At 70.2% G+C, this 17937-nt stretch carries 18 protein-coding genes; 8 read left to right on the top strand and 10 right to left on the bottom strand.

Annotated features, from left to right (window positions below; genetic code table 11):
• The first annotated feature begins 63 nt into the window (after nucleotides 1-63).
• A complete protein-coding gene (locus HZ992_RS03030; RefSeq protein WP_209387023.1) occupies nucleotides 64-825 on the top strand; it encodes a HesA/MoeB/ThiF family protein in 762 nt (253 codons plus the stop codon).
• On the opposite strand, the gene HZ992_RS03025 is transcribed toward HZ992_RS03030, so the two are convergent.
• From HZ992_RS03025 to HZ992_RS03000, 6 genes are all read right to left on the bottom strand, one after another.
• A complete protein-coding gene (locus HZ992_RS03025; RefSeq protein ID WP_209385223.1) occupies nucleotides 813-1850 on the bottom strand; it encodes a hypothetical protein in 1038 nt (345 codons plus the stop codon). The two genes, HZ992_RS03030 and HZ992_RS03025, sit on opposite strands and share 13 nt — an antisense overlap.
• 116 nt (nucleotides 1851-1966) lie before the next feature.
• Nucleotides 1967-2935, bottom strand: coding sequence for a Bug family tripartite tricarboxylate transporter substrate binding protein (locus HZ992_RS03020; RefSeq protein ID WP_209385222.1), 969 nt, complete (start codon nucleotides 2933-2935; stop codon nucleotides 1967-1969).
• Nucleotides 2936-3045: 110 nt separating this feature from the next.
• Nucleotides 3046-4044: an Ldh family oxidoreductase gene (locus HZ992_RS03015; RefSeq protein ID WP_209385221.1), complete on the bottom strand. Its 999-nt coding sequence runs from the start codon at nucleotides 4042-4044 to the stop codon at nucleotides 3046-3048.
• Nucleotides 4041-4967 (bottom strand): hydroxyacid dehydrogenase, encoded by a 927-nt coding sequence (locus HZ992_RS03010; RefSeq protein ID WP_209385220.1) that lies wholly within the window; start codon nucleotides 4965-4967, stop codon nucleotides 4041-4043. Before HZ992_RS03010 ends, HZ992_RS03015 begins: the two co-directional genes overlap by 4 nt.
• A 1-nt stretch (nucleotide 4968) precedes the next feature.
• Nucleotides 4969-6144: a UxaA family hydrolase gene (locus HZ992_RS03005; protein ID WP_209385219.1), complete on the bottom strand. Its 1176-nt coding sequence runs from the start codon at nucleotides 6142-6144 to the stop codon at nucleotides 4969-4971.
• A gap of 16 nt (nucleotides 6145-6160) precedes the next feature.
• Nucleotides 6161-6442, bottom strand: coding sequence for a UxaA family hydrolase (locus HZ992_RS03000; protein WP_209385218.1), 282 nt, complete (start codon nucleotides 6440-6442; stop codon nucleotides 6161-6163).
• A 118-nt stretch (nucleotides 6443-6560) separates the two neighbouring features.
• Between HZ992_RS03000 and HZ992_RS02995 the strand changes: the two genes are divergently transcribed.
• Genes HZ992_RS02995 through rocF form a run of 4 tightly spaced genes read left to right on the top strand, consistent with a single transcriptional unit; the run spans nucleotide 6561 to nucleotide 10232 of the window.
• Nucleotides 6561-7334 (top strand): GntR family transcriptional regulator, encoded by a 774-nt coding sequence (locus HZ992_RS02995; protein ID WP_209385217.1) that lies wholly within the window; start codon nucleotides 6561-6563, stop codon nucleotides 7332-7334.
• Complete coding sequence (locus HZ992_RS02990; RefSeq protein ID WP_209385216.1) at nucleotides 7327-8373, top strand: YeiH family protein; 1047 nt, start codon at nucleotides 7327-7329, stop codon at nucleotides 8371-8373. The genes HZ992_RS02995 and HZ992_RS02990 overlap by 8 nt, the downstream gene beginning before the upstream one ends.
• Before the next feature lie 22 nt (nucleotides 8374-8395).
• A complete protein-coding gene (locus tag HZ992_RS02985; protein WP_209385215.1) occupies nucleotides 8396-9298 on the top strand; it encodes an LOG family protein in 903 nt (300 codons plus the stop codon).
• A gap of 13 nt (nucleotides 9299-9311) precedes the next feature.
• Nucleotides 9312-10232 carry an arginase gene (gene rocF / locus HZ992_RS02980; RefSeq protein ID WP_209385214.1) on the top strand — a complete coding sequence of 307 codons (921 nt, stop codon included), beginning with the start codon at nucleotides 9312-9314 and terminating at the stop codon, nucleotides 10230-10232.
• A 19-nt stretch (nucleotides 10233-10251) separates the two neighbouring features.
• Here rocF and HZ992_RS02975 read toward each other — a convergent pair whose 3' ends face one another.
• From HZ992_RS02975 to HZ992_RS02960, 4 genes are read right to left on the bottom strand one after another with little or no spacing between them, the layout of a single operon-like run.
• Nucleotides 10252-10725, bottom strand: coding sequence for a thermonuclease family protein (locus HZ992_RS02975; RefSeq protein WP_209385213.1), 474 nt, complete (start codon nucleotides 10723-10725; stop codon nucleotides 10252-10254).
• Complete coding sequence (locus tag HZ992_RS02970; RefSeq protein WP_209385212.1) at nucleotides 10722-11120, bottom strand: YkvA family protein; 399 nt, start codon at nucleotides 11118-11120, stop codon at nucleotides 10722-10724. The genes HZ992_RS02975 and HZ992_RS02970 overlap by 4 nt, the downstream gene beginning before the upstream one ends.
• Nucleotides 11117-13588: a ligase-associated DNA damage response DEXH box helicase gene (locus tag HZ992_RS02965; RefSeq protein WP_209385211.1), complete on the bottom strand. Its 2472-nt coding sequence runs from the start codon at nucleotides 13586-13588 to the stop codon at nucleotides 11117-11119. Before HZ992_RS02965 ends, HZ992_RS02970 begins: the two co-directional genes overlap by 4 nt.
• Before the next feature lie 60 nt (nucleotides 13589-13648).
• The gene (locus HZ992_RS02960) at nucleotides 13649-14926 is read right to left on the bottom strand and encodes a GGDEF domain-containing protein (protein WP_209385210.1); all 1278 of its coding nucleotides are present in this window, start codon (nucleotides 14924-14926) and stop codon (nucleotides 13649-13651) included.
• Here HZ992_RS02960 and HZ992_RS02955 point away from each other — a divergent pair.
• From HZ992_RS02955 to HZ992_RS02945, 3 genes are read left to right on the top strand one after another with little or no spacing between them, the layout of a single operon-like run.
• Complete coding sequence (locus HZ992_RS02955; RefSeq protein WP_209385209.1) at nucleotides 14925-16682, top strand: NAD(P)H-dependent oxidoreductase subunit E; 1758 nt, start codon at nucleotides 14925-14927, stop codon at nucleotides 16680-16682. The genes HZ992_RS02960 and HZ992_RS02955 overlap by 2 nt on opposite strands.
• A complete protein-coding gene (locus tag HZ992_RS02950) occupies nucleotides 16679-17386 on the top strand; it encodes a 2Fe-2S iron-sulfur cluster-binding protein (protein WP_209385208.1) in 708 nt (235 codons plus the stop codon). The genes HZ992_RS02955 and HZ992_RS02950 overlap by 4 nt, the downstream gene beginning before the upstream one ends.
• The gene (locus HZ992_RS02945) at nucleotides 17383-17934 is read left to right on the top strand and encodes an NADH-quinone oxidoreductase subunit B family protein (protein ID WP_209385207.1); all 552 of its coding nucleotides are present in this window, start codon (nucleotides 17383-17385) and stop codon (nucleotides 17932-17934) included. The genes HZ992_RS02950 and HZ992_RS02945 overlap by 4 nt, the downstream gene beginning before the upstream one ends.
• Nucleotides 17935-17937 lie beyond the last annotated feature (3 nt).

Raw genomic sequence — 17937 nt, 5'->3', positions numbered from 1 at the left:
CCCGCGCGGGCGTCGCCGCTTGTGGGTATGCTCGCGCGCATGAACGACGGCAAGCACGACGGCCTGAGCGATGAGCAGCTGCTGCGCTACTCGCGCCACATCCTGCTCGATGAGATCGGCGTCGAGGGCCAGCAGAAGCTGCTCGAAGCCCACGCCCTGGTGATCGGCGCGGGGGGGCTGGGTTCGCCGGTCGCGCTGTACCTGGGCACGGCCGGCGTCGGAACGATCACACTGGTCGATCACGACACCGTCGACGTGACCAACCTGCAGCGGCAGATCGCCCACACCCTGGAGCGGGTCGGCCAGCCCAAGGTCGGCTCCGCGGCGCGGGCCATCGCCGCCATCAACCCGGAGGTACGTGTCGTCGGCCTGCAGGAGCGTGCCGACGCGCAGCGGCTCGATGCGCTGGTGGCTGCCGCCGACGTGGTGCTCGACTGCAGCGACAACTTCAGCACCCGCCATGCGGTGAACGCCGCCTGCGTAGCGCACCGCAAGCCGCTGGTGTCGGGCGCGGCGATCGGCTTCGACGGCCAGATCTCGGTCTACGACACGCGTGCCGACAACAACCCTTGCTACGCCTGCATCTTCCCGCCCGAAGCCACCTTCGAGGAAGTGCGCTGCGCCACCATGGGCGTGTTCGCGCCACTGGTGGGCATCATCGGCACCATGCAGGCGGCCGAGGCGCTCAAGCTGCTCGCCGGCGTGGGCAGCTCGCTGGCCGGGCGGCTGCAGATGCTCGACGCACGATCGATGGAGTGGAACGAGATCCGCGTCGCCCGGGCACCGAAGTGCCCGGTGTGTGCGGCGCTGCGTCAGGGCGCGTAGCGCCGCGCGAACAGCGCGTCCCAGGCGGCCAGCGCCGGCTTGGGCACGAAGTCGCTGTCGGCCAGGCCGATGCTGGCGAACAGCGGCAGGTTGGCCGGCACCGGCGGCGGCACGCTGGCCAGGTCCACATCGGCGAACTGCAGCTGCAGCAGCGCCCTCGCCTTCACCGCGTCGAGCAAGGCCGCCTGGCGCGTGATGTAGCGCGCCTGCAGCTGCGGCGAGCTGACGATGCTGCCGCCCGAGGCGCTGGCCCAGCCGCCCTCGGTGACCATGACCGGCAGGTCGCGGCCGGCGACGAGGCGGCTGTAGTAGTCGGTCGGGATGTCCTCCGGTTGTGTCCAGCCGAAGTACGGGTAGGACGAGAGGCCGAGCGTCTGCGTGAACGGGAAGTCGGCCAGATCGGCGGCGATGCCGATGAAACCGGCGGCGCCACCGAGGCGGCCCCAGGCCGTCTCCACCTGCACGCTGGCCAGCAGCGTCGTCGTGCTGCCGGCCGAGCGCAGGGCGGCGGCCGTGTCGTTGGCGGTCTTCACGATGGCCGGGTAGAGCGCGGGCGCGGCCACGCGGATCAGGTTGCTCTCGGCGACCAGACCCAGCACGGCGGGCCGCAACTTGCGGTCGACGGCGAGCAGGTAGTCGCGATAGAGCTGCTGCACGGCAGGCTCGGTGATGCTGCGGCCTGCGGCGCGCAGCTTCGGCGCCTCGCTCTCGCGCGCCAGTCCGTCGTTCAGGTCGCCCATGAAGACGAGCTGCAGGCCCTTGCTGCGCAGGTACTGCACCAGCGCCACCTTGTCGTCGTCCAGGATGGCATCGGGCGACTTGCCGGCCAGCAGGTCGGTCCACGGCACTTCTTCGTGGATGATGGCCAGCTCGGCGCGGCGGCTCCACAGGTCGATGCCCTGCAGCACGCTCTGGACGGTGGGGCGCGGCGGGTTGGGAGAGAAGCCCATCTGCCAGCTGCGCGTGGCACCGGGGGCGGCGTCGCTGCCACCGGAGCCGCAGGCCGCCAGCGGGGCCGCAGCCAACGTCGCCACACCTTGCAGCAACCGGCGCCGCCGCACGCCGCGTCGTGATTCCCCGCCACACGCCATCGCCGCCTCACTGTCGACCGGATCGACAGCGATGATGACAGCCCGTCGGCTCAGTCCGCCGAAATCTTCGCCGCGGCGATCACCTTGGCCCAGCGTTCGACCTCGCTGTTCAGATAAGCCCCGAAGGCCTGCGGCCCGCGCGCGTCGACGCGGAAACCCTGCGTGCGCGCGCGCTCCTCGATCTCCGGCGCGGCCATGATCTTCAGCACCTCGGCGCCGAGTTTGGCCACCGCCGCCTCGGGCGTGGCCGCCGGCACCATGATCGCCGTCCAGTTCTCCACCGCGAGCTGCGGCAGGCCAGCCTCGGCGGTGGTCGGCACGTCGGGCACCAGTGGGTGGCGGTCGCTGCTGGCGATAGCCAGCGCACGCAGCTTGCCGCTCTTCACGTGGGCGATGCTTTCGGGCATGTTGGAAAACACCAGGTCGAGCTGGCCGCCGATCAGGTCGGTCATCGACGGTGCGCCGCCCTTGTAGGGCACGTGCTGCACCTCGGTCTTCATCAGGTCGTTGAACAGCGCCAGCGTCAGGTGCGGCGGCGTGCCGTTGCCGCTGGAGCCGGCGTTGAGCTTGCCGCCGCGCGCCGCGGCAATCAGCCCGGCGAAGTCCTTGATGGGGCTGGCCGCGGGCACGACCACCAGGATCGGCGAGCCGGCCAGCAGCGCCACCGGCCGCAGCTCCTTCTGGAAATCGAAGCTGGCCTTGCCCTTGAACAGCGTCACGTTGGCGGCGTGTGTCAGCGTGATGGCCAGCAGCGTCTGGCCATCGCCCGCAGACTTGGCCACCTCGGCCGCACCGATCTGCCCGCCGTTGCCGGGCTTGTTGTCGATCACCACGTTGACGCCCCAGCGCGTGCCGAGCTGCTGCCCGACCAGGCGCGCCATCACGTCCGTCAAGCCGCCCGGCGGGAAGGGCACGACGTAGCGGATCGTGCCGCCGGCCTTCGGATAGTCGGCCTGGGCCCAGGCCAGGGAGGAAGGCAGCAGCAGGGGCAGTGCCTTGAGCAGATCGCGTCGTTGCATGGTCGGTTTGTCTCCGTGGGAAGTCGCGCATGCTGCCTCTGGCGGGCGGCTGTCGCAACGATGGTGCTTATGCGGGAATCGTCTTTGCGTTCATGCCTTGTTCGACTGGTTCAGCCGCGCAGCACGGCGAGCATGTTGTCGGCCACCTCGATGCCCTCGGCCTCGGCACGCCGACGCAGCACCTCGCGGCGCGCGCCGGGCAGTCGCACGCCTTCGTCGCGCAGCATCTCGGCGATCAGCACCTCGATGCGGTCGAGGTAGCTGTCCGCCCCGGCCAACGCGCCCGGGTCGACGAGGATGAAGGCCTGGCCGATGCGCGGCCGGTTGCCCTCGTCGACGAAGAAGCTCGAAGCCTCGAAGCCGAAGTTCGCGCCGATCAGCGCGGTGACCAGCAGCTCGACCACCAGCGCGAGCATCGCGCCCTTGGGCGAGGAGACGGCGCCGATCGGCAGCATCGAGCCCTCCATGCCGGCCTTCGGGTCGGTGGTGGGCTGGCCGTCCTTGTCGAGCGCCCAGCCGGCCGGGATGGACTTGCCTTCCTTGGCGGCGACCATCAGCTTGCCGCGCGCCACCTCCGACAGGCTCAGGTCGATCATCAGCGGGTCCGCACCGCGGCGCGGGAACACCGCCGCCACCGGGTTGGTGCCGAAGATCGGATGCCGGCCGCCGGCCGCCGGCATCGCCGAGGGCGAGTTCGCAAAACCCAGCCCGACCATCCCGGCTGCGGCCGCCAGGCGCAGGTGATCGACGACCACGCCGCAGTGGTGGCTGTTCGTCACACCGGCGAAGGCCACGCCATGCTCGCGCGCTGCCGCGATGGCCTCGCGCACCGCCAGCTCGCAGGCCGGGAAGGCCAGGCCCTCCTGGGCGTCGACCAGCAGCGCCCCGCCCTTGCGGCGCAGCACGCCGGGCAGCGCCGCACCGTTGACGCGGCCGGTCCTCAGGTGCCCGCTGTACTGCGGGACGCGGCTCAGCCCGTGAGAGACCAGCCCCTGCGCTTCCGCGAGCACCAGCGCACGCGCGGTGCACTCGGCCATCGTGGCGTTGGCGCCGGCGCGCAGCAGTGCACCGGCCACCAGCGCCTGCAGCTGTCCGATGGCGAGCTTCATGCCAGCGCCTCCAGCACTTTCTGTGCGATCAGCGAGGACACCCGCTCGTTCGCCTCGGCCGTGAGGCCGGCCACGTGCGGCGTCAACACCAGGTTCGGGCAAGCCTCGAAATGCGGCGCGGCCGGCAACGGCTCGGTGCCGAACACGTCGATCGCCGCGCCGCCGAGCTGACCACTCTTCAGCGCCGCGGCGACGGCCGCCTCGTCGAGGATGCCGCCGCGGGCGGTGTTGATGAGCACGGCGCCCGGCTTCATCGAGGCGATGCGCGCGGCGTCGAACAGCCCGCGCGTCGACTCCACCAGCGGTACGTGCAGGCTGAGCACGTCGGCGCTGCGAATCACCTCGTCCAGGCCGGTGCAGCGCACACCGACCGCGGCGAAGGCGGGGTGGTCTTCGTCCATCATCGCGTCGAAGGCGATCACCGTCATGCCCAGCGCCCGCGCGCGCGTCGCGGTGAGCTGGCCGATCGAGCCGAAGCCGATCAGGCCCAGCGTCTTGCCGGCGATCTCGCGGCCATTGGACAGCGCCGTGCGCGGCCACTGCCCGGCGGACACCGCCGCGCTGGACTGGTAAGCCCCGCGCAGCAGCAGCATCGCCGTGCCGACCACGTACTCGGCAACCGACAGCGCGTTCGCGCCGGTGGCCGGGACCACGAGAATGCCGCGCGATTCGCAGCCGGCCACGTCGATGTTGTCCAGCCCCACGCCGAGCCGGCCGACCACCTTGCAGCGCCGCAGCGCCTCGAGCAGCGCGCCGCGAACCTGGGTGCGGTTGCGCACGACGATCGCGTCGGCCTTCGCCGCTTCGGCGAGCAGGCGCGGCGCATCGTCGACCAGCGCCGCGTCGTAGAGCACGTCGTGCCTGGCCGCGAGCTGCGCCACGGCGGCCGCGTCCATGAACTCCGAGATCACCACCCGCGCCATGTCAGGCGCTCTCGAACAGCCGCGTCAGCACGAACTCGCGGTGGCCCAGCGCCTCGGCGGCGGTCAGGCGCCCGTTGGCCGTGCGCAGCATGTTCTCGAGCAGCCGGTCGCCGGCCTGGTCGAGCGTGATCTCGCGCTGCAGCAGGCCCGAAGTGTCGACGTCGACGTGCTCGCTCATCAGGCGCACGGTGCGCGGGTTCGCGCAGATCTTGATGACCGGCAGGATCGGGTTGCCGATCACGTTGCCCTGGCCGGTGGGGAAGAAGTGCACCGCGTACCCGGAGGCCGCGCACAGCGTCACCATCTCGGCCGCCGCGCTGGACGAATCCATGAACCACAGGCCCGGGTGGGCGGGCATCTCGGCCTTGTCGATCACGCCGTCGACGGTGCACTTCTTGCCGATCTTCTGGATGTTGCCCAGCGCCTTCTCCTCGATCGTCGTCAGGCCGCCGGCGATGTTGCCCTTGGTCGGCTGGCTTTCGCTGAGGTCGGTGGTCTTGTGGCGGTTGATCACGTCCTGGTAGCGGTTGAACATGAACATGAACTTCTCGCGCACCTCGGGCGTCTTGCAGCGCGCCGCGACGATCTGCTCGCCGCCGGTCAGCTCGGTCGTTTCGCCGAAGCACAGGGTGGTGCCCAGCGGGTGCAGCTTGTCGAAGGCGTTGCCCACGGTCGGGTTGGCGCCGCAACCGCTGGTGGTGTCGCTCTCGCCGCACTTGGTGGAGACCCACAGCTCGTGGATCGCGCAGGCCTCGCGCTGCTTCTCGCTGGCCCACTGCACGTACTCGCGCGCCGCCTTGCTGGCGCGCAAGATGGTGTCGTGGTCGCCATGGCCCTCGATGCCGAAGCCGGCCACCGGCTTGCCGGTCGCGGCGATGCCGTCGACGACCTTCTTCGTCCAGCCGTCCTCGATGCCGATGACGACGACCGCCGCGACGTTCGGGTTGCAGCCGGTGCCGATCAGCGTACGGAAGTGCAGCTCCAGGTCGGCGCCGAACTGCAGCCGGCCGTAGGGGTGCGGGATCGCCATCGCGCCCTTGATGTTGTGGGCGACGGCCTCGGCGGCCGCGTTCGACAGGTCGTCCAGCGGCAGGATGATGACGTGGTTGCGAACGCCGACGCGGCCGTTCTCGCGGCGGTAGCCGAGGAAGGTGGTGTCCTTGGTGATGATGCTCATGGTCGGGGTCCTCGGCTTACCAACGCTTGGTCTTGATGTTCTGCACGTGCGCGTGCTCGCCGGCCTCGATCGGGGCGACCACCTTGCCCATGTCGATGCCGTACTTGATGACGGTGTCGCCGGGCTTCATCGCCTTGAGCGCCACCTTGTGGCCGATCGGGATGTCCTGCCGGGCGACGATGTCGACCATGCGGTCCTCGTCCATGATCCAGCCGGTCAGCGCCATGCCGGCCTTCACGCCCTCCACCACCACGACGGCGACGGTGTCGCTGGCGTCGTGCAATACGAAATGAATCATCGATGTCTCCGGGATGTCGAACCGCAGGGCGGCATCCTGCGCTGCCGATAACCCGTCGTCAAACAGGTCATACAGATGACTTGCTTGAGTGGCGAGCGCGTCGCTAGACTGCGCCGCCATGCCCGCCCGCCACGCCTTCCGCGCCATCGCCCCCGAAGCCGCCGGCATGCCCCTGTACCGCGTCGTCAAGCGCGCGCTGCTGCGCGCCATCGAGTCGGGGCAGGCGCCGCCGGGCCAGGCGCTGCCCAGTGAGACGGAGCTGGCGGCTTCGCTGGGCGTGTCGATCGGCACGCTGCGCAAGGCGGTCGACGAGTTGGTCGCCGAGCACCTGCTGGTGCGCCGCCAGGGCCGCGGCACATTCGTTGCGACGCACAACCCCGACCGCTTCCTGTTCCAGTACTTCCACGTCGAGCGCGCCGACGGCCTGCGCGAGGCGCCCGAGGTCGACCTGGTCTCGTACGAGCGCCAGCGATGCGAGGAAGACGCCGCCCAGGCGCTCGGCCTGCGTGTGGGCGACCCGGTCGTGCAGGTGGAGAACCGGCTGCGCCTGCAGGGCAAGGCGGTCGTGCACGACCGGCTGATGCTGCCCGCCGCACTGTTCAAGGGCCTCAGCGAGAAACGCTTCGCCGAACGCGAGGCGACGATCTACCAGCTCTACCAGTCAGACTTCGGCATCACCGTGGTGCGGGCGCTGGAGCGCGCCCGCGCAGTGGCGGCCGACCGCGCCGCCGCGCGCGTGCTGGGCATTCCGCTGGGCACGCCGGTGATGCAGGTGCGGCGAACCGCGCTGACCTTCGGCGACCGGCCGGTGGAGTACCGCGTCTCCACCATCGACACCCGCCACCACGACTACGTGCACCTGCTGTCGCGGCCGACGAGCCGGCATGAGTGATCAGGCCGCGAACGCGCCGGCCGCTGTGCAACGGCTGATCCTGCGGCTGTACGCCCTCGCTCCCGGCGCAGCGCTGGCCGGCGTGCTTGCGATGGCCGCCACCCTGGTGTCGGTGCTGCACGGCGGCCCGCAACTGCTCTACGCACTGTTCTTCGGCATCGCCTTCCACTACCTCAGCCACGAACCGCGCACCCGGCCGGGCATCGAGTTCTGCGCCCGCACCGTGCTGCGCCTGGGCGTGGGCCTGCTCGGTGCACGCATCACCGCGATGCAGATCGCGGGCCTGGGCTGGAGCACGGCGCTGATCGTCGTCGCGGCGGTGGCCAGCACCCTCTTCGTGGGCCACGCGCTCGGCCGGCGCCTGGGCATGACTCGCAGCCAGGGCATCCTGTGCGGCGGCGCGGTGGCGATCTGCGGCGCCTCGGCGGCGCTGGCGATCTCGGCGGTGCTGCCGCGCGAGAAGGACGGCGAGCGTTTCACGCTGTTCACCGTCGTGGCCGTGACCGCGCTGTCGACGGCGGCGATGGTGGTCTACCCACTGATCGCGCGGCTCCTCGACCTGACGCCGCAGCAGGCCGGCCTGTTCCTCGGCGGCACCATCCACGACGTCGCGCAGGTGGTGGGCGCGGGATACACGCTGGGCACCGAGGCGGGCGACTACGCCACCATCGTCAAGCTGTTCCGTGTGGCGATGCTGGCGGTGGTGGTGGTGGTGGTGTCGGCGGCCTTCAAGGCCCGCCGCGATCAGGCCGCCGCAGCGCAGGGCCATGCCACGACGAAGCAGCCGCTGGTGCCCTGGTTCCTGTGGCTGTTCGTCGCCATGGTGGCGGTCAACTCGGCCGGCGTGATCGCCGCACCGGTGCAGCAGGCCCTCGGTGAGCTTTCGCGCGGCTGTCTGGTGGCGGCGATCGCCGCCCTGGGCATGAAGACCTCGTTCATGCAGCTCGCCCGCGCCGGCTGGCGGCCGGTGCTGCTGCTTGCCGCAGAGACGGCCTGGATGGCCGCCCTGGTGCTGGGCGCCCTGCTGCTGCGCCACTGACGCCGCGGTTATCCTCCGCGCCATGGACAAGAAACAGGACCTGACGGCACGCAACTTCCCGAGCGCCGAAGAAGACGCCGAAGCCGTCGTTTCGCCGTCGCTCTACGCCGGCCCCGAAAGCGCCTACCGCCTGGCCTTCACCGACACCGAGTTCCTGCTGCGCGAGGAGCTGCGCCCGGTGCGCATGCAGCTCGAGCTGCTCAAGCCGGAGATGGTGCAGGCCGAGCACGGCATCCGCTCGACCATCGTCATCTTCGGCAGCGCGCGCATCCTGCCGCCGGAAGTCGCCATGCTGCGGCTGGAGGCGGCGCGCGCCGAGGGCGACGCCGCGGCCGTCAGGCGCGCCGAGATGGGCGTGAGCATGTCGCGCTACTACGACGAGGCGCAGCGCTTCGCCGGCATCGTCACGCGCAAGTCGCGCGAGCTGGAGTCGCCGGTCTACGTGGTCACCGGCGGCGGCCCCGGCATCATGGAGGCAGGCAACCGCGGCGCGCACGAGGTGGGCGGCAAGAGCATCGGCCTGAACATCGTGCTGCCGCACGAGCAGGCGCCGAACCCGTACATCACGCCGGAGCTGTGCTTCCAGTTCCACTACTTCGCGCTGCGCAAGATGCACTTCGTGATGCGCTCGATCGCGCTGGTGTGCTTTCCCGGCGGCTTCGGCACGCTCGACGAGCTGTTCGAGACGATGACGCTGACGCAGACGGGCAAGTCGCGCAAGCGGCCGATCCTGCTGTTCGGCCGCGAGTTCTGGACGCGACTGATCGACTTCGACTGGCTCATCGAGACCGGCATGATCAGCCCCGGCGACGTGAGCCTGTTCCGCTTCGTCGAGACCGCCGAAGAGGCCTGGGCGGTACTGGCCGAGGAATACGGCTTCGACCTGCCCGAAACCACCACCGGCGAGTTCGCCGACGACACCTGAGCCCCACGACACCATGAACAAGCAGGTCAGCCTGATCGGCGCGCCCACCGACATCGGCGCGGGCAGCCGCGGCGCGAGCATGGGCCCGGAGGCCTTGCGCGTCGCGCAGATCGTGCCGGTGCTCGAAGCCCACGGCCTGGAGGTGCTCGACCGCGGCAACCTCGCCGGGCCGGCCAACCCCTGGCTGCCGCCGGTGGGCGGCTACCGCCACCTGGCCGAGGTGGTCGCCTGGAACCAGGCGGTGCACGAGGCGGTTTACGCCGAATTGAACGGCGGCCGGCTGCCGATCCTGCTCGGCGGCGACCACTGCCTGGGCATCGGCTCGATCAGCGCGGTGGCGCGGCACTGCCGCGAGGCCGGCAAGAAGCTGCGCGTGCTCTGGCTCGATGCGCATGCCGACTTCAACACCAACCAGCTCACGCCCAGCGGCAACATCCACGGCATGCCGGTGGCCTGCCTGTGCGGCCATGGCCCGCAGGAACTGATCGAGATCGGCGGCACGGTGCCGGCGATCAGCGCGAAAGTCGTGCGCCAGATCGGCATCCGCAGCGTCGACCAGGGCGAGAAGCGCTTCGTGCACCAGGTCGGCCTGGAGGTGTTCGACATGCGCTACATCGACGAGATGGGCATGCGCCACACCATGGAGCTGGCGCTGGCCACGCTGGACGCCAACACGCACCTGCACGTCAGCTTCGACGTCGACTTCCTCGACCCCGACATCGCGCCGGGCGTGGGCACCACCGTGCCCGGCGGCCCGACCTACCGCGAGGCGCAGCTGTGCATGGAGATGATCGCCGACACCGGCCGGCTCGCCTCGCTCGACGTGATGGAGCTGAACCCGGCGCTGGACGTGCGCAACAAGACCGCCACGCTCGCGGTGGACCTGATCGAGAGCCTGTTCGGCAAGAGCACGCTGATGCGCCAGCCGGGCTGAGCGGCGCGCCCGCCCGCCTTCACGGGCAGGGGCCGTGTCGCTTGCGGAACACCCAGGGTTCGATCGCCGCCGGGTCTGCGAAGAGCCCGGCGCGTCCCGTCTGCGCGACCTGCTGCTCCTGCGCGTAGGGGCCAGGGTGGCGGTGGTAACGCGCGCTCCAGGCATGCCCTCGCGACACCATCCAGGCGCTCACGTCGCGCCCGTCGAGCATCAGGCCGCCGAGCAGGCGGCCGTGCGCATCGACACCGCGCGTGGGCACCTCCACGTGGCGGTGCAGCACCTGCGACGTGAGCGCGGCGGTGGCCTGCGCCCCCCAGGCCTGGCAGCGCTCGGGCGCGTCGATGCCCACCAGGCGCAGCTTCACCGGCTTGCGGTTCGGCTCGTCGGGCCTCACCCAGATCGTGTCGCCATCGGTCACATGCGTGACGATGCCGCTCATGGCCTGGGCGGCGCCGGACAGCGCCAGCCCCAGCAACCACACTCCGCCCCTCATGCGGCAGCGAACAGCCTCACCAGCCACCAGACGAGCAGGCCGAACAGCACCACCCACAGCAACACGATCAGCGCCGCACCCCACCACATGCGCGGCAGCTTCTCCGCCGAAGCTTCGGCCTCGCGCAGCCGCGCCTCCCACAGCGCCGGTGGCGTGAGCTTGACCGCCAGCGCCACGCCCAAGGGCAGCAGGATCAGGTCGTCGAGCTGACCCAGCACCGGGATGAAATCCGGGATCAGGTCGATCGGGCTGACCGCGTAGGCCAGCACGGCGATGGCCACGACCTTCGCCGCGCGCGGTGTCTGCGGGTGCTTGAACAGCTTCCACAGCGCGATCAGGTAGGTGGCCAGGCGCGCGGCGTTGGCGAACTTGAAGAAACGTGTGAACTTGCTCATCGGTCGGCCATTCTCTCCGCATCTCGCACGATGCGCTCCAGCCGGTCGGCCAGCTTCTCGTTGCTGAGCTTCTCACGGAAGCGCTCCACCATCAGCGGCAGGCTGAACGGGCTGGGCGCTTTCAGCTCGACGAACTCGATGCGGCGCGCGCTCAAACGCTTCAAGGTGGCGGCCAGGCGCAGGATGTCCAGCTCCTGGCTGAGCACCTCGGCCTGTGCCTGCGTGAGCAGCAGGTTGCCGGCGTCGTACTTGCGGAACACCTCGTAGAACAGCCCGCTGGAGGCCTGTAGCTGCCGCGTGCTCTTGGCCGCACCCGGGTAGCCGGTGAAGATCAGCCCGGACACGCGGGCGATCTCGCGAAAGCGCCGCTGGGCCAGCTCGCCGGAGTTCAGGCTGGCCAGCACGTCTTCGAGCAGGTGCTCGGCGCTGAAGACCTGCTGGTCGAGCAGGGAGGCCACGTCCACCGGCTCGGCGCTCAGCAACTCGAAGCCGTGGTCGTTGACGCTCATGCTGAAGGTGTTAGGCGCGTGTTTCGCCAGCCGCCAGGCCAGCAGGCTGGCCAGGCCCAGGTGCACGTTGCGCCCGGCGAAGGGGTACAGGTACAGGTGCTCGCCCTCGCGCGAGCGATAGCGCTCGATCAGCAGGGTCCTGGGCGTCGGCAGGCGCGACAGCTTCATCTGCGTGGCGAGCATGGGCGCCGCGGCCTGCATCTCGGGTTCGTCGGCGTCGCGCACCCAGTCGCCCTGCGCGGCCTCGGCGAGCAGCTCCACCACCGCATCGGCCAGTTCGGTGGACAGCGGCATGCGCCCGCCGGCCCACGACGGCACGATGCCGCGGCTCTTCGTCGCCTTTTTCACGTAGGCCGCCATGTCCTGCGTGCGGATGAACTCGAGCACGCGGCCGGCGAACACGAAGCAGTCTCCCGGGCGCAGCCGCGCGATGAAACTCTCCTCGATGGTGCCGATCTTGCCGCCGCTGAGGTATTTCACCTGCATCGACGCGTCGCCGACGATGGTGCCGACCTGCAGCCGGTGGCGCTTGGCGATGCCGCGGTCGGGCACGCGGTACAGGCCATCGACGAGCGCCACGCGGTGGTACTCCGGGTAGACGGCCAGGCTCGCGCCGCCCTTCTCGACGAAGTCCAGCGCCCACTGGAACTCGGCGCGCGTCAGCTCGCGGAAGGCGTGCGCGCCGCGCACCTCGGCGTAAAGCGACTCCGGCTCGAACCCGCCGCCCAGCGCCACGGTGACGAGGTGCTGCACCAGCACGTCCAGCGGCTTGTCGGGCGAGGCACGCTGCTCGATGCGCCCGGCCTTCGCGGCACGGCGTGCGGCAGCCGCCTCCACCAGCTCCAGCGTGTTGGTCGGCACGATGGTGACGCGGCTCGGCCGCCCCGGCGCGTGGCCGCTGCGGCCGGCGCGCTGCAGCAGCCGCGCGATGCCCTTGGGCGAGCCGATCTGCAGCACACGCTCCACCGGCAGGAAATCCACGCCCAGGTCCAGCGACGAGGTGGCGACCACCGCCTTGAGCCGGCCTTCCTTCAGGCCCAGCTCGACCCACTCGCGCACCTCCTTGTCGAGCGAACCGTGGTGCAAGGCGACGAGGCCCGCCCACTCCGGCCGCTCCTGGATCAGCAGCTGGTACCAGATCTCCGCCTGCGAGCGTGTGTTGGTGAAGACCAGCGTGGTGCTGCTGCGCTCGATCTCGGCCACCACCGGCAGCTGCATCTGCGCACCCAGGTGCCCGCCCCAGGAGAAGCGCCCCGGGTTCGCGGGCAGCAAGGTGTCGATCACGAGCGTCTTATCGATGCGGCCCTGCACCAGCGTGGCCTCGCGCGCGCCGACCAGCACGCGCATCGCCTCGTCCAGGTTGCCCAGCGTGGCCGACAGGCCCCAGACGACGAGATCCGGGTTCCAGCGCGCCAGCCGGGCAATTGCGAGCTGCACCTGCACGCCGCGCTTGTTGCCCATCAGTTCGTGCCATTCGTCGACGACCACGGTGTGCACCGCGCCGAGGTCCTGCGCCGCGTTCTCGCGCGTGAGCATCAGGCTGAGCGACTCGGGCGTGGTGACCAGCACCGTCGGGAAACGCTTGTCCTGCCGCGCCCGCTCGGCCGCCGGCGTGTCGCCGCTGCGCTGGCCGAGCGTCCACTCTGGCGCGAGATCGGCCAGCGGCATCGTGAGCGCGCGGGTGGTGTCGGCGGCGAGCGCGCGCATCGGCGTCAGCCACAGCACTTGCAGCGGCGGTGCGCCACGTGCGGGCTGCGCCAGGGCCAGGCCGCGCTGCAGCGCGCCGAGCGCCACGGCGTAGGTCTTGCCCGATCCGGTGGTGGCATGCAGCAAGCCACTGCGGCCCGCCACCATCGCCGCCCACACCTCGCGCTGGAAGTCGAAGGGCTGCCAGCCTCGCGAGGCGAACCAGCGCCGTGCGGGCTCGTCGTCAGGCGCAGGGGGCGGCGGTTCTCGCATCAATGCGAGTGTGCAGCAAGGCTGCGCCGGCGACTCAAGGCATGGACTGGCTCGGCGTCCTCATCCAAGGCGCACGGTGTTGCGCCCGTCCGACTTGGCGCGGTACAGCGCCGCATCGGCACGCTCGAGCATCTCGGCCACACCTTCCCCCGCACAGCTCATCGTCACCCCGATCGAACACGTGAGCTTGAGCTCCGCAGCGAGCTCGGACCAGGGGAATTCCTCCACGGCGCACCGCAGACGCTCCACGGCGAGCTGCACCGAATGGGCTTCGGGGCTGTTGGTCAGCAGCAGCAGAAACTCCTCGCCGCCATACCGCGCGATGCGATCGGTACTGCGCAGCTTGTCGGTCACGATCTTCGCAAACGCACGCAGCACCTCATCGCCCATGGCATGGCCATGCCGGTCGTTGACCCGCTTGAAGTGATCGATGTCGAGAATCGCCACCCCGAATGCCAGGCCACCGCGCGAAAACCGCGCCCTCTCTTCTGCCAGATGCGCCAGGATGCTGCGCCGGTTCTGCAGGCCGGTCAGTTCGTCCCGCTCCGACAGTTCGCGCACCTGGGCCAGTGCGGCCTCGAGCCGGGAGTTGCTCGCCGAGAGGGCCTTGCGCATCTCTGCACCGATCAGGTTGATGGCCACGATCTTGGCCAGCACCACGGCGAACCACAGGCCAGTGAGCAGACGCAACCACCCATCGTCCAGTGGCAGGCCGAACCGGACGCCGTTGAACAACAGCAGGGCCAGCGAGAAGGCCGCAATGAGGCCTGTCACCACCAACACGTGCCGGAGCGGCAATTGCAGCGCGGCCGTGGCCAGGGCGATGATCAGGGTCAGCAACAGCAGCACGCCGATCTGCGGCAGCGCGGCCGCCGTGACGAGCATCAGGCTGCACGCGCTCAGCAACTGGAGGGTCGTGAAGAGCGCGCCACCCATTCGCCGGTGAAGGCCCATGCGCACCATGATGGCAAACAAGCCCGTCAATCCGATGCCCGCAGCGCCGAAGGCCAGCGGGGCGACGGGAGGAAGCGCTCCGTGCGCGGCATAGCCGGCCATCAGGAGTGCGTCGACCAGGTAGAACGCAATCACCATGACCTGCGTGCGCATCGCCCGCCGGAGATGGCCGCTGAGCACGCGCGATGCAGGGGCCTCGACCGACGGGCTGAGCCTTGCTGGGGGAATGGCGGCTGGATCGGTCACGACACTCGAATGCGGCTGGGGAAGCGCCGCCGATTCGTCAAGTTTCGGCCATCGGGGCGGCGACTTGAGCCGAGCCTTGCGAATTTGCCGCAAATCAAGTCTGATCCAACGCACCGGCCACACCATCGTCGTGCCCATGCTGCACTTCCCCCGTCACCGGAACTCGCTGGTCCAGCTGCTGCGCGAAGCGCAGGAGCAGCACGGCTGGCTGCCGCGCCCGCTGCTGGCCGACCTGGCGCGCGAGCTCGGGCTGACGCTGGCGCAGGTCGAGGGGGTGGCCAGCTTCTATCGCTTCTTCCACCTGCAGCCCGTGGGGCGCTGGCGGGTGCTGTTCAGCGACAACATCACCGACCGCCTGCTCGGCAGCGAAGCGCTGATGGCCCAGTTGTGCGAGCGCTTGCGCGTCAAGCCCGGCGAGATGCGAACCGACGGCCGCGTCAGCGTGGCGGCCACGTCCTGCACCGGCCTGTGCGACCAGGGCCCGGCGCTGCTCATCAACCACCAGCTCGTGATCACTCGCCTCGATGCGCAACGTGTGGCCCGCATCGCCGAGCTCATCGAATCGGATACGCCGGCCTCGTCGTGGCCGGCCGAATGGTTCCGCATCGACGACAACGTGCGCCGCGCCGACGTGCTGCTGGGCCAGCCGATTGCCGCCGGGCAGGCGCTGGCCGCCGCGCTGGCGCGCGGCCCCGCGGCCATGCTCGAGGAGATGAAACGTTCCAACCTGCGCGGCCGCGGCGGCGCGGGCTTCACCACCGGCACCAAGTGGGCGCTGTGCCGCGAGGCGGCGGGCAGCGAACGGGTGGTCGTGTGCAATGCCGACGAGGGCGAGCCCGGCACCTTCAAGGACCGCGTGCTGCTGAGCCGCCACGCCGACCTGGTGTTCGAAGGCATGACGATCGCTGCTGCCGCCATCGGCGCGAAGCAGGGCCTGGTCTACCTGCGCGGCGAGTACCGCTACCTGCTGGAGCCGCTGCGCGAGACGCTGCAGCGGCGCCGCGATGCGCATCTGCTGGGCACGGCCATCCAGGGCCATGACGGCTTCGACTTCGACATCGACATCCACCTCGGCGCAGGTGCCTACGTGTGCGGTGAGGAGTCCTCGCTGATCGAGTCGCTCGAAGGCAAGCGCGGCACGCCACGCATCCGCCCGCCCTTCCCGGTGCAGCAGGGCTACATGGGCCGGCCGACCACGGTGAACAACGTCGAGACCTTCTGCGCCGCGGCGCACATCGCGGTGCAGGGCGGCGACTGGTGGGCGGCGATCGGCACGCCCAAGTCCACCGGCACGAAAATCCATTCGGTGTCGGGCGACTGCGAGCGGCCGGGCCTGTACGAGTACCCCTTCGGCACGCGCATCGGCCGCATCCTCGAGGACTGCGGCGCGCGCGACACGCAGGCCGTGCAGGTCGGCGGGCCCTCGGGCGTGTGCCTGTCGGCCTTCGAGTTCGGCCGGCGCATCGCCTTCGAGGACGTGCCCACCGCCGGCGCCTTCATGGTGTTCGACCGCTCGCGCGACATGTTCGAGGTGGCGCGCAACTTCGCGCACTTCTTCGCCCACGAGAGCTGCGGCTTCTGCACGCCCTGCCGCGTGGGCACGGCGCTGGTCGTCAAGCGCATGGACAAGCTCGCGCAGGGCCATGGCTCGCGCCACGACGTCGACGTGCTCTACGAGCTCGACAAGCTGATGCACGGCGCCACGCACTGCGGGCTGGGTGCGACGGCCTGCAACCCGCTGCGCGACACCATTGCCAAGTTCCGCCCGGCCTATGAGCGGCACCTGAAGTCGCTGTACTTCGAGCCCGCCTTCGACCTCGATGCCGAGCTCTCGGTGGCTCGGCAGATCACCGGGCGCGACGACCCGGCCTCGCACCTGGAGACGGCCGAATGAGCGAGCCCTGCTTCACGCTCGACGGCGAGGACGTGCCCTTCGTGCCCGGCGACACGTTGCTGCAGGCAGCGCGCCGCGCGGGCCACTACATCCCGCACCTGTGCTGGCACCCGGACTTCCGCGCCCACGGCTCCTGCCGCATCTGCACCGTCCGTGTGAACGGCCGCATGGCCGCGGCATGCGCCGTGCAGGCCAGCGAGGGCCTGGCGGTGGAGAACCACACCGAGGAGCTCGACGCGCAGCGCAAGACGCTGCTGCAGATGCTGTTCATCGAAGGCAACCACTTCTGCCCCTCGTGCGAGAAGAGCGGCAACTGCCTGCTGCAGGCCACCGCCTACCAGATGGGCATGGAAGGGCCGCACTTCGAGGAGTTCTATCCCGACCGGCCGGTGGACGCGAGCCACCCCGACATCCTGCTCGACTTCAATCGCTGCATCCTGTGCGAGCTGTGCGTGCGCGCCAGCCACGAGATCGACGGCAAGAACGTGTTCGCCATCGCCGGCCACGGCATCGGCACGCACCTGGTGGTCAACAGCGACAGCGGCCAGCTCGGCGACACCGACATGGCCCTGACCGACCGCGCCGCGGGCATCTGCCCGGTCGGCGTGATCCTGCCCAAGCGGCGCGGCTTCGTGATCCCGATCGGCGAGCGCCGCTACGACCAGGACAGCGTGGCCGAGCCCGGCCGCCAGGAGGCCTCGTGACCACGACGCTCACGCCCTACCCGGCCCATGGCCCGCGCAAGCTGAAGGTGGCCACGGTGTCGCTGGCCGGCTGCTTCGGCTGCCACATGTCGTTTCTCGACATCGACGAGCGGCTGCTCGAGCTGATCGAGCACATCGAGTTCGACCGCTCGCCGCTCACCGACATCAAGACCGTGGGCCACTGCGACCTCGGCCTCATCGAGGGCGGGCTGTGCAATGCCGAGAACGTGCAGGTGCTGCGCGAGTTCCGCGCGCACTGCAAGACGCTGGTGGCGGTGGGCGCCTGCGCGATCAACGGCGGCCTGCCGGCGCAGCGCAACCATCTCGATCTCGGCCGGCTGCTCACCGACGTGTACCCGCAGGGCGTGCCCAACGACCCGGAGCTGCCGCTGCTGCTCAACCACGTGCACCCGATCCACGAGGTGGTGCACGTCGACTACTTCCTGCCCGGCTGCCCGCCCTCGGCGGACGCGTTCTGGAGCTTCCTCACCGACCTGATGGCCGGCCGCACGCCGCACCTCGGGCATGGCCTGATCCACTACGACTGAACC

Origin of the sequence: Rhizobacter sp. AJA081-3 (assembly GCF_017795745.1) — a bacterium.
GTDB lineage: Bacteria > Pseudomonadota > Gammaproteobacteria > Burkholderiales > Burkholderiaceae_C > Piscinibacter.
The sequence above is the reverse complement of the archived record's forward strand: the minus strand, read 5'-3'. Positions and strand labels throughout refer to the sequence as shown.

Coding starts and splice junctions, on each gene's coding strand:
- HZ992_RS02970 (WP_209385212.1), bottom strand. CDS start 11,120: ATGAGCAAGTTCACACGTTTCTTCAAGTTCGCCAACGCCGCGCGCCTG.
- HZ992_RS03020 (WP_209385222.1), bottom strand. CDS start 2,935: ATGCAACGACGCGATCTGCTCAAGGCACTGCCCCTGCTGCTGCCTTCC.
- HZ992_RS02950 (WP_209385208.1), top strand. CDS start 16,679: ATGAGCGAGCCCTGCTTCACGCTCGACGGCGAGGACGTGCCCTTCGTG.
- HZ992_RS03005 (WP_209385219.1), bottom strand. CDS start 6,144: ATGAGCATCATCACCAAGGACACCACCTTCCTCGGCTACCGCCGCGAG.
- HZ992_RS03015 (WP_209385221.1), bottom strand. CDS start 4,044: ATGAAGCTCGCCATCGGACAGCTGCAGGCGCTGGTGGCCGGTGCACTG.
- HZ992_RS02995 (WP_209385217.1), top strand. CDS start 6,561: ATGCCCGCCCGCCACGCCTTCCGCGCCATCGCCCCCGAAGCCGCCGGC.
- rocF (WP_209385214.1), top strand. CDS start 9,312: ATGAACAAGCAGGTCAGCCTGATCGGCGCGCCCACCGACATCGGCGCG.
- HZ992_RS02960 (WP_209385210.1), bottom strand. CDS start 14,926: ATGGGCACGACGATGGTGTGGCCGGTGCGTTGGATCAGACTTGATTTG.
- HZ992_RS02965 (WP_209385211.1), bottom strand. CDS start 13,588: ATGCGAGAACCGCCGCCCCCTGCGCCTGACGACGAGCCCGCACGGCGC.
- HZ992_RS02985 (WP_209385215.1), top strand. CDS start 8,396: ATGGACAAGAAACAGGACCTGACGGCACGCAACTTCCCGAGCGCCGAA.
- HZ992_RS02990 (WP_209385216.1), top strand. CDS start 7,327: ATGAGTGATCAGGCCGCGAACGCGCCGGCCGCTGTGCAACGGCTGATC.
- HZ992_RS02955 (WP_209385209.1), top strand. CDS start 14,925: ATGCTGCACTTCCCCCGTCACCGGAACTCGCTGGTCCAGCTGCTGCGC.
- HZ992_RS03010 (WP_209385220.1), bottom strand. CDS start 4,967: ATGGCGCGGGTGGTGATCTCGGAGTTCATGGACGCGGCCGCCGTGGCG.
- HZ992_RS03000 (WP_209385218.1), bottom strand. CDS start 6,442: ATGATTCATTTCGTATTGCACGACGCCAGCGACACCGTCGCCGTCGTG.
- HZ992_RS02975 (WP_209385213.1), bottom strand. CDS start 10,725: ATGAGGGGCGGAGTGTGGTTGCTGGGGCTGGCGCTGTCCGGCGCCGCC.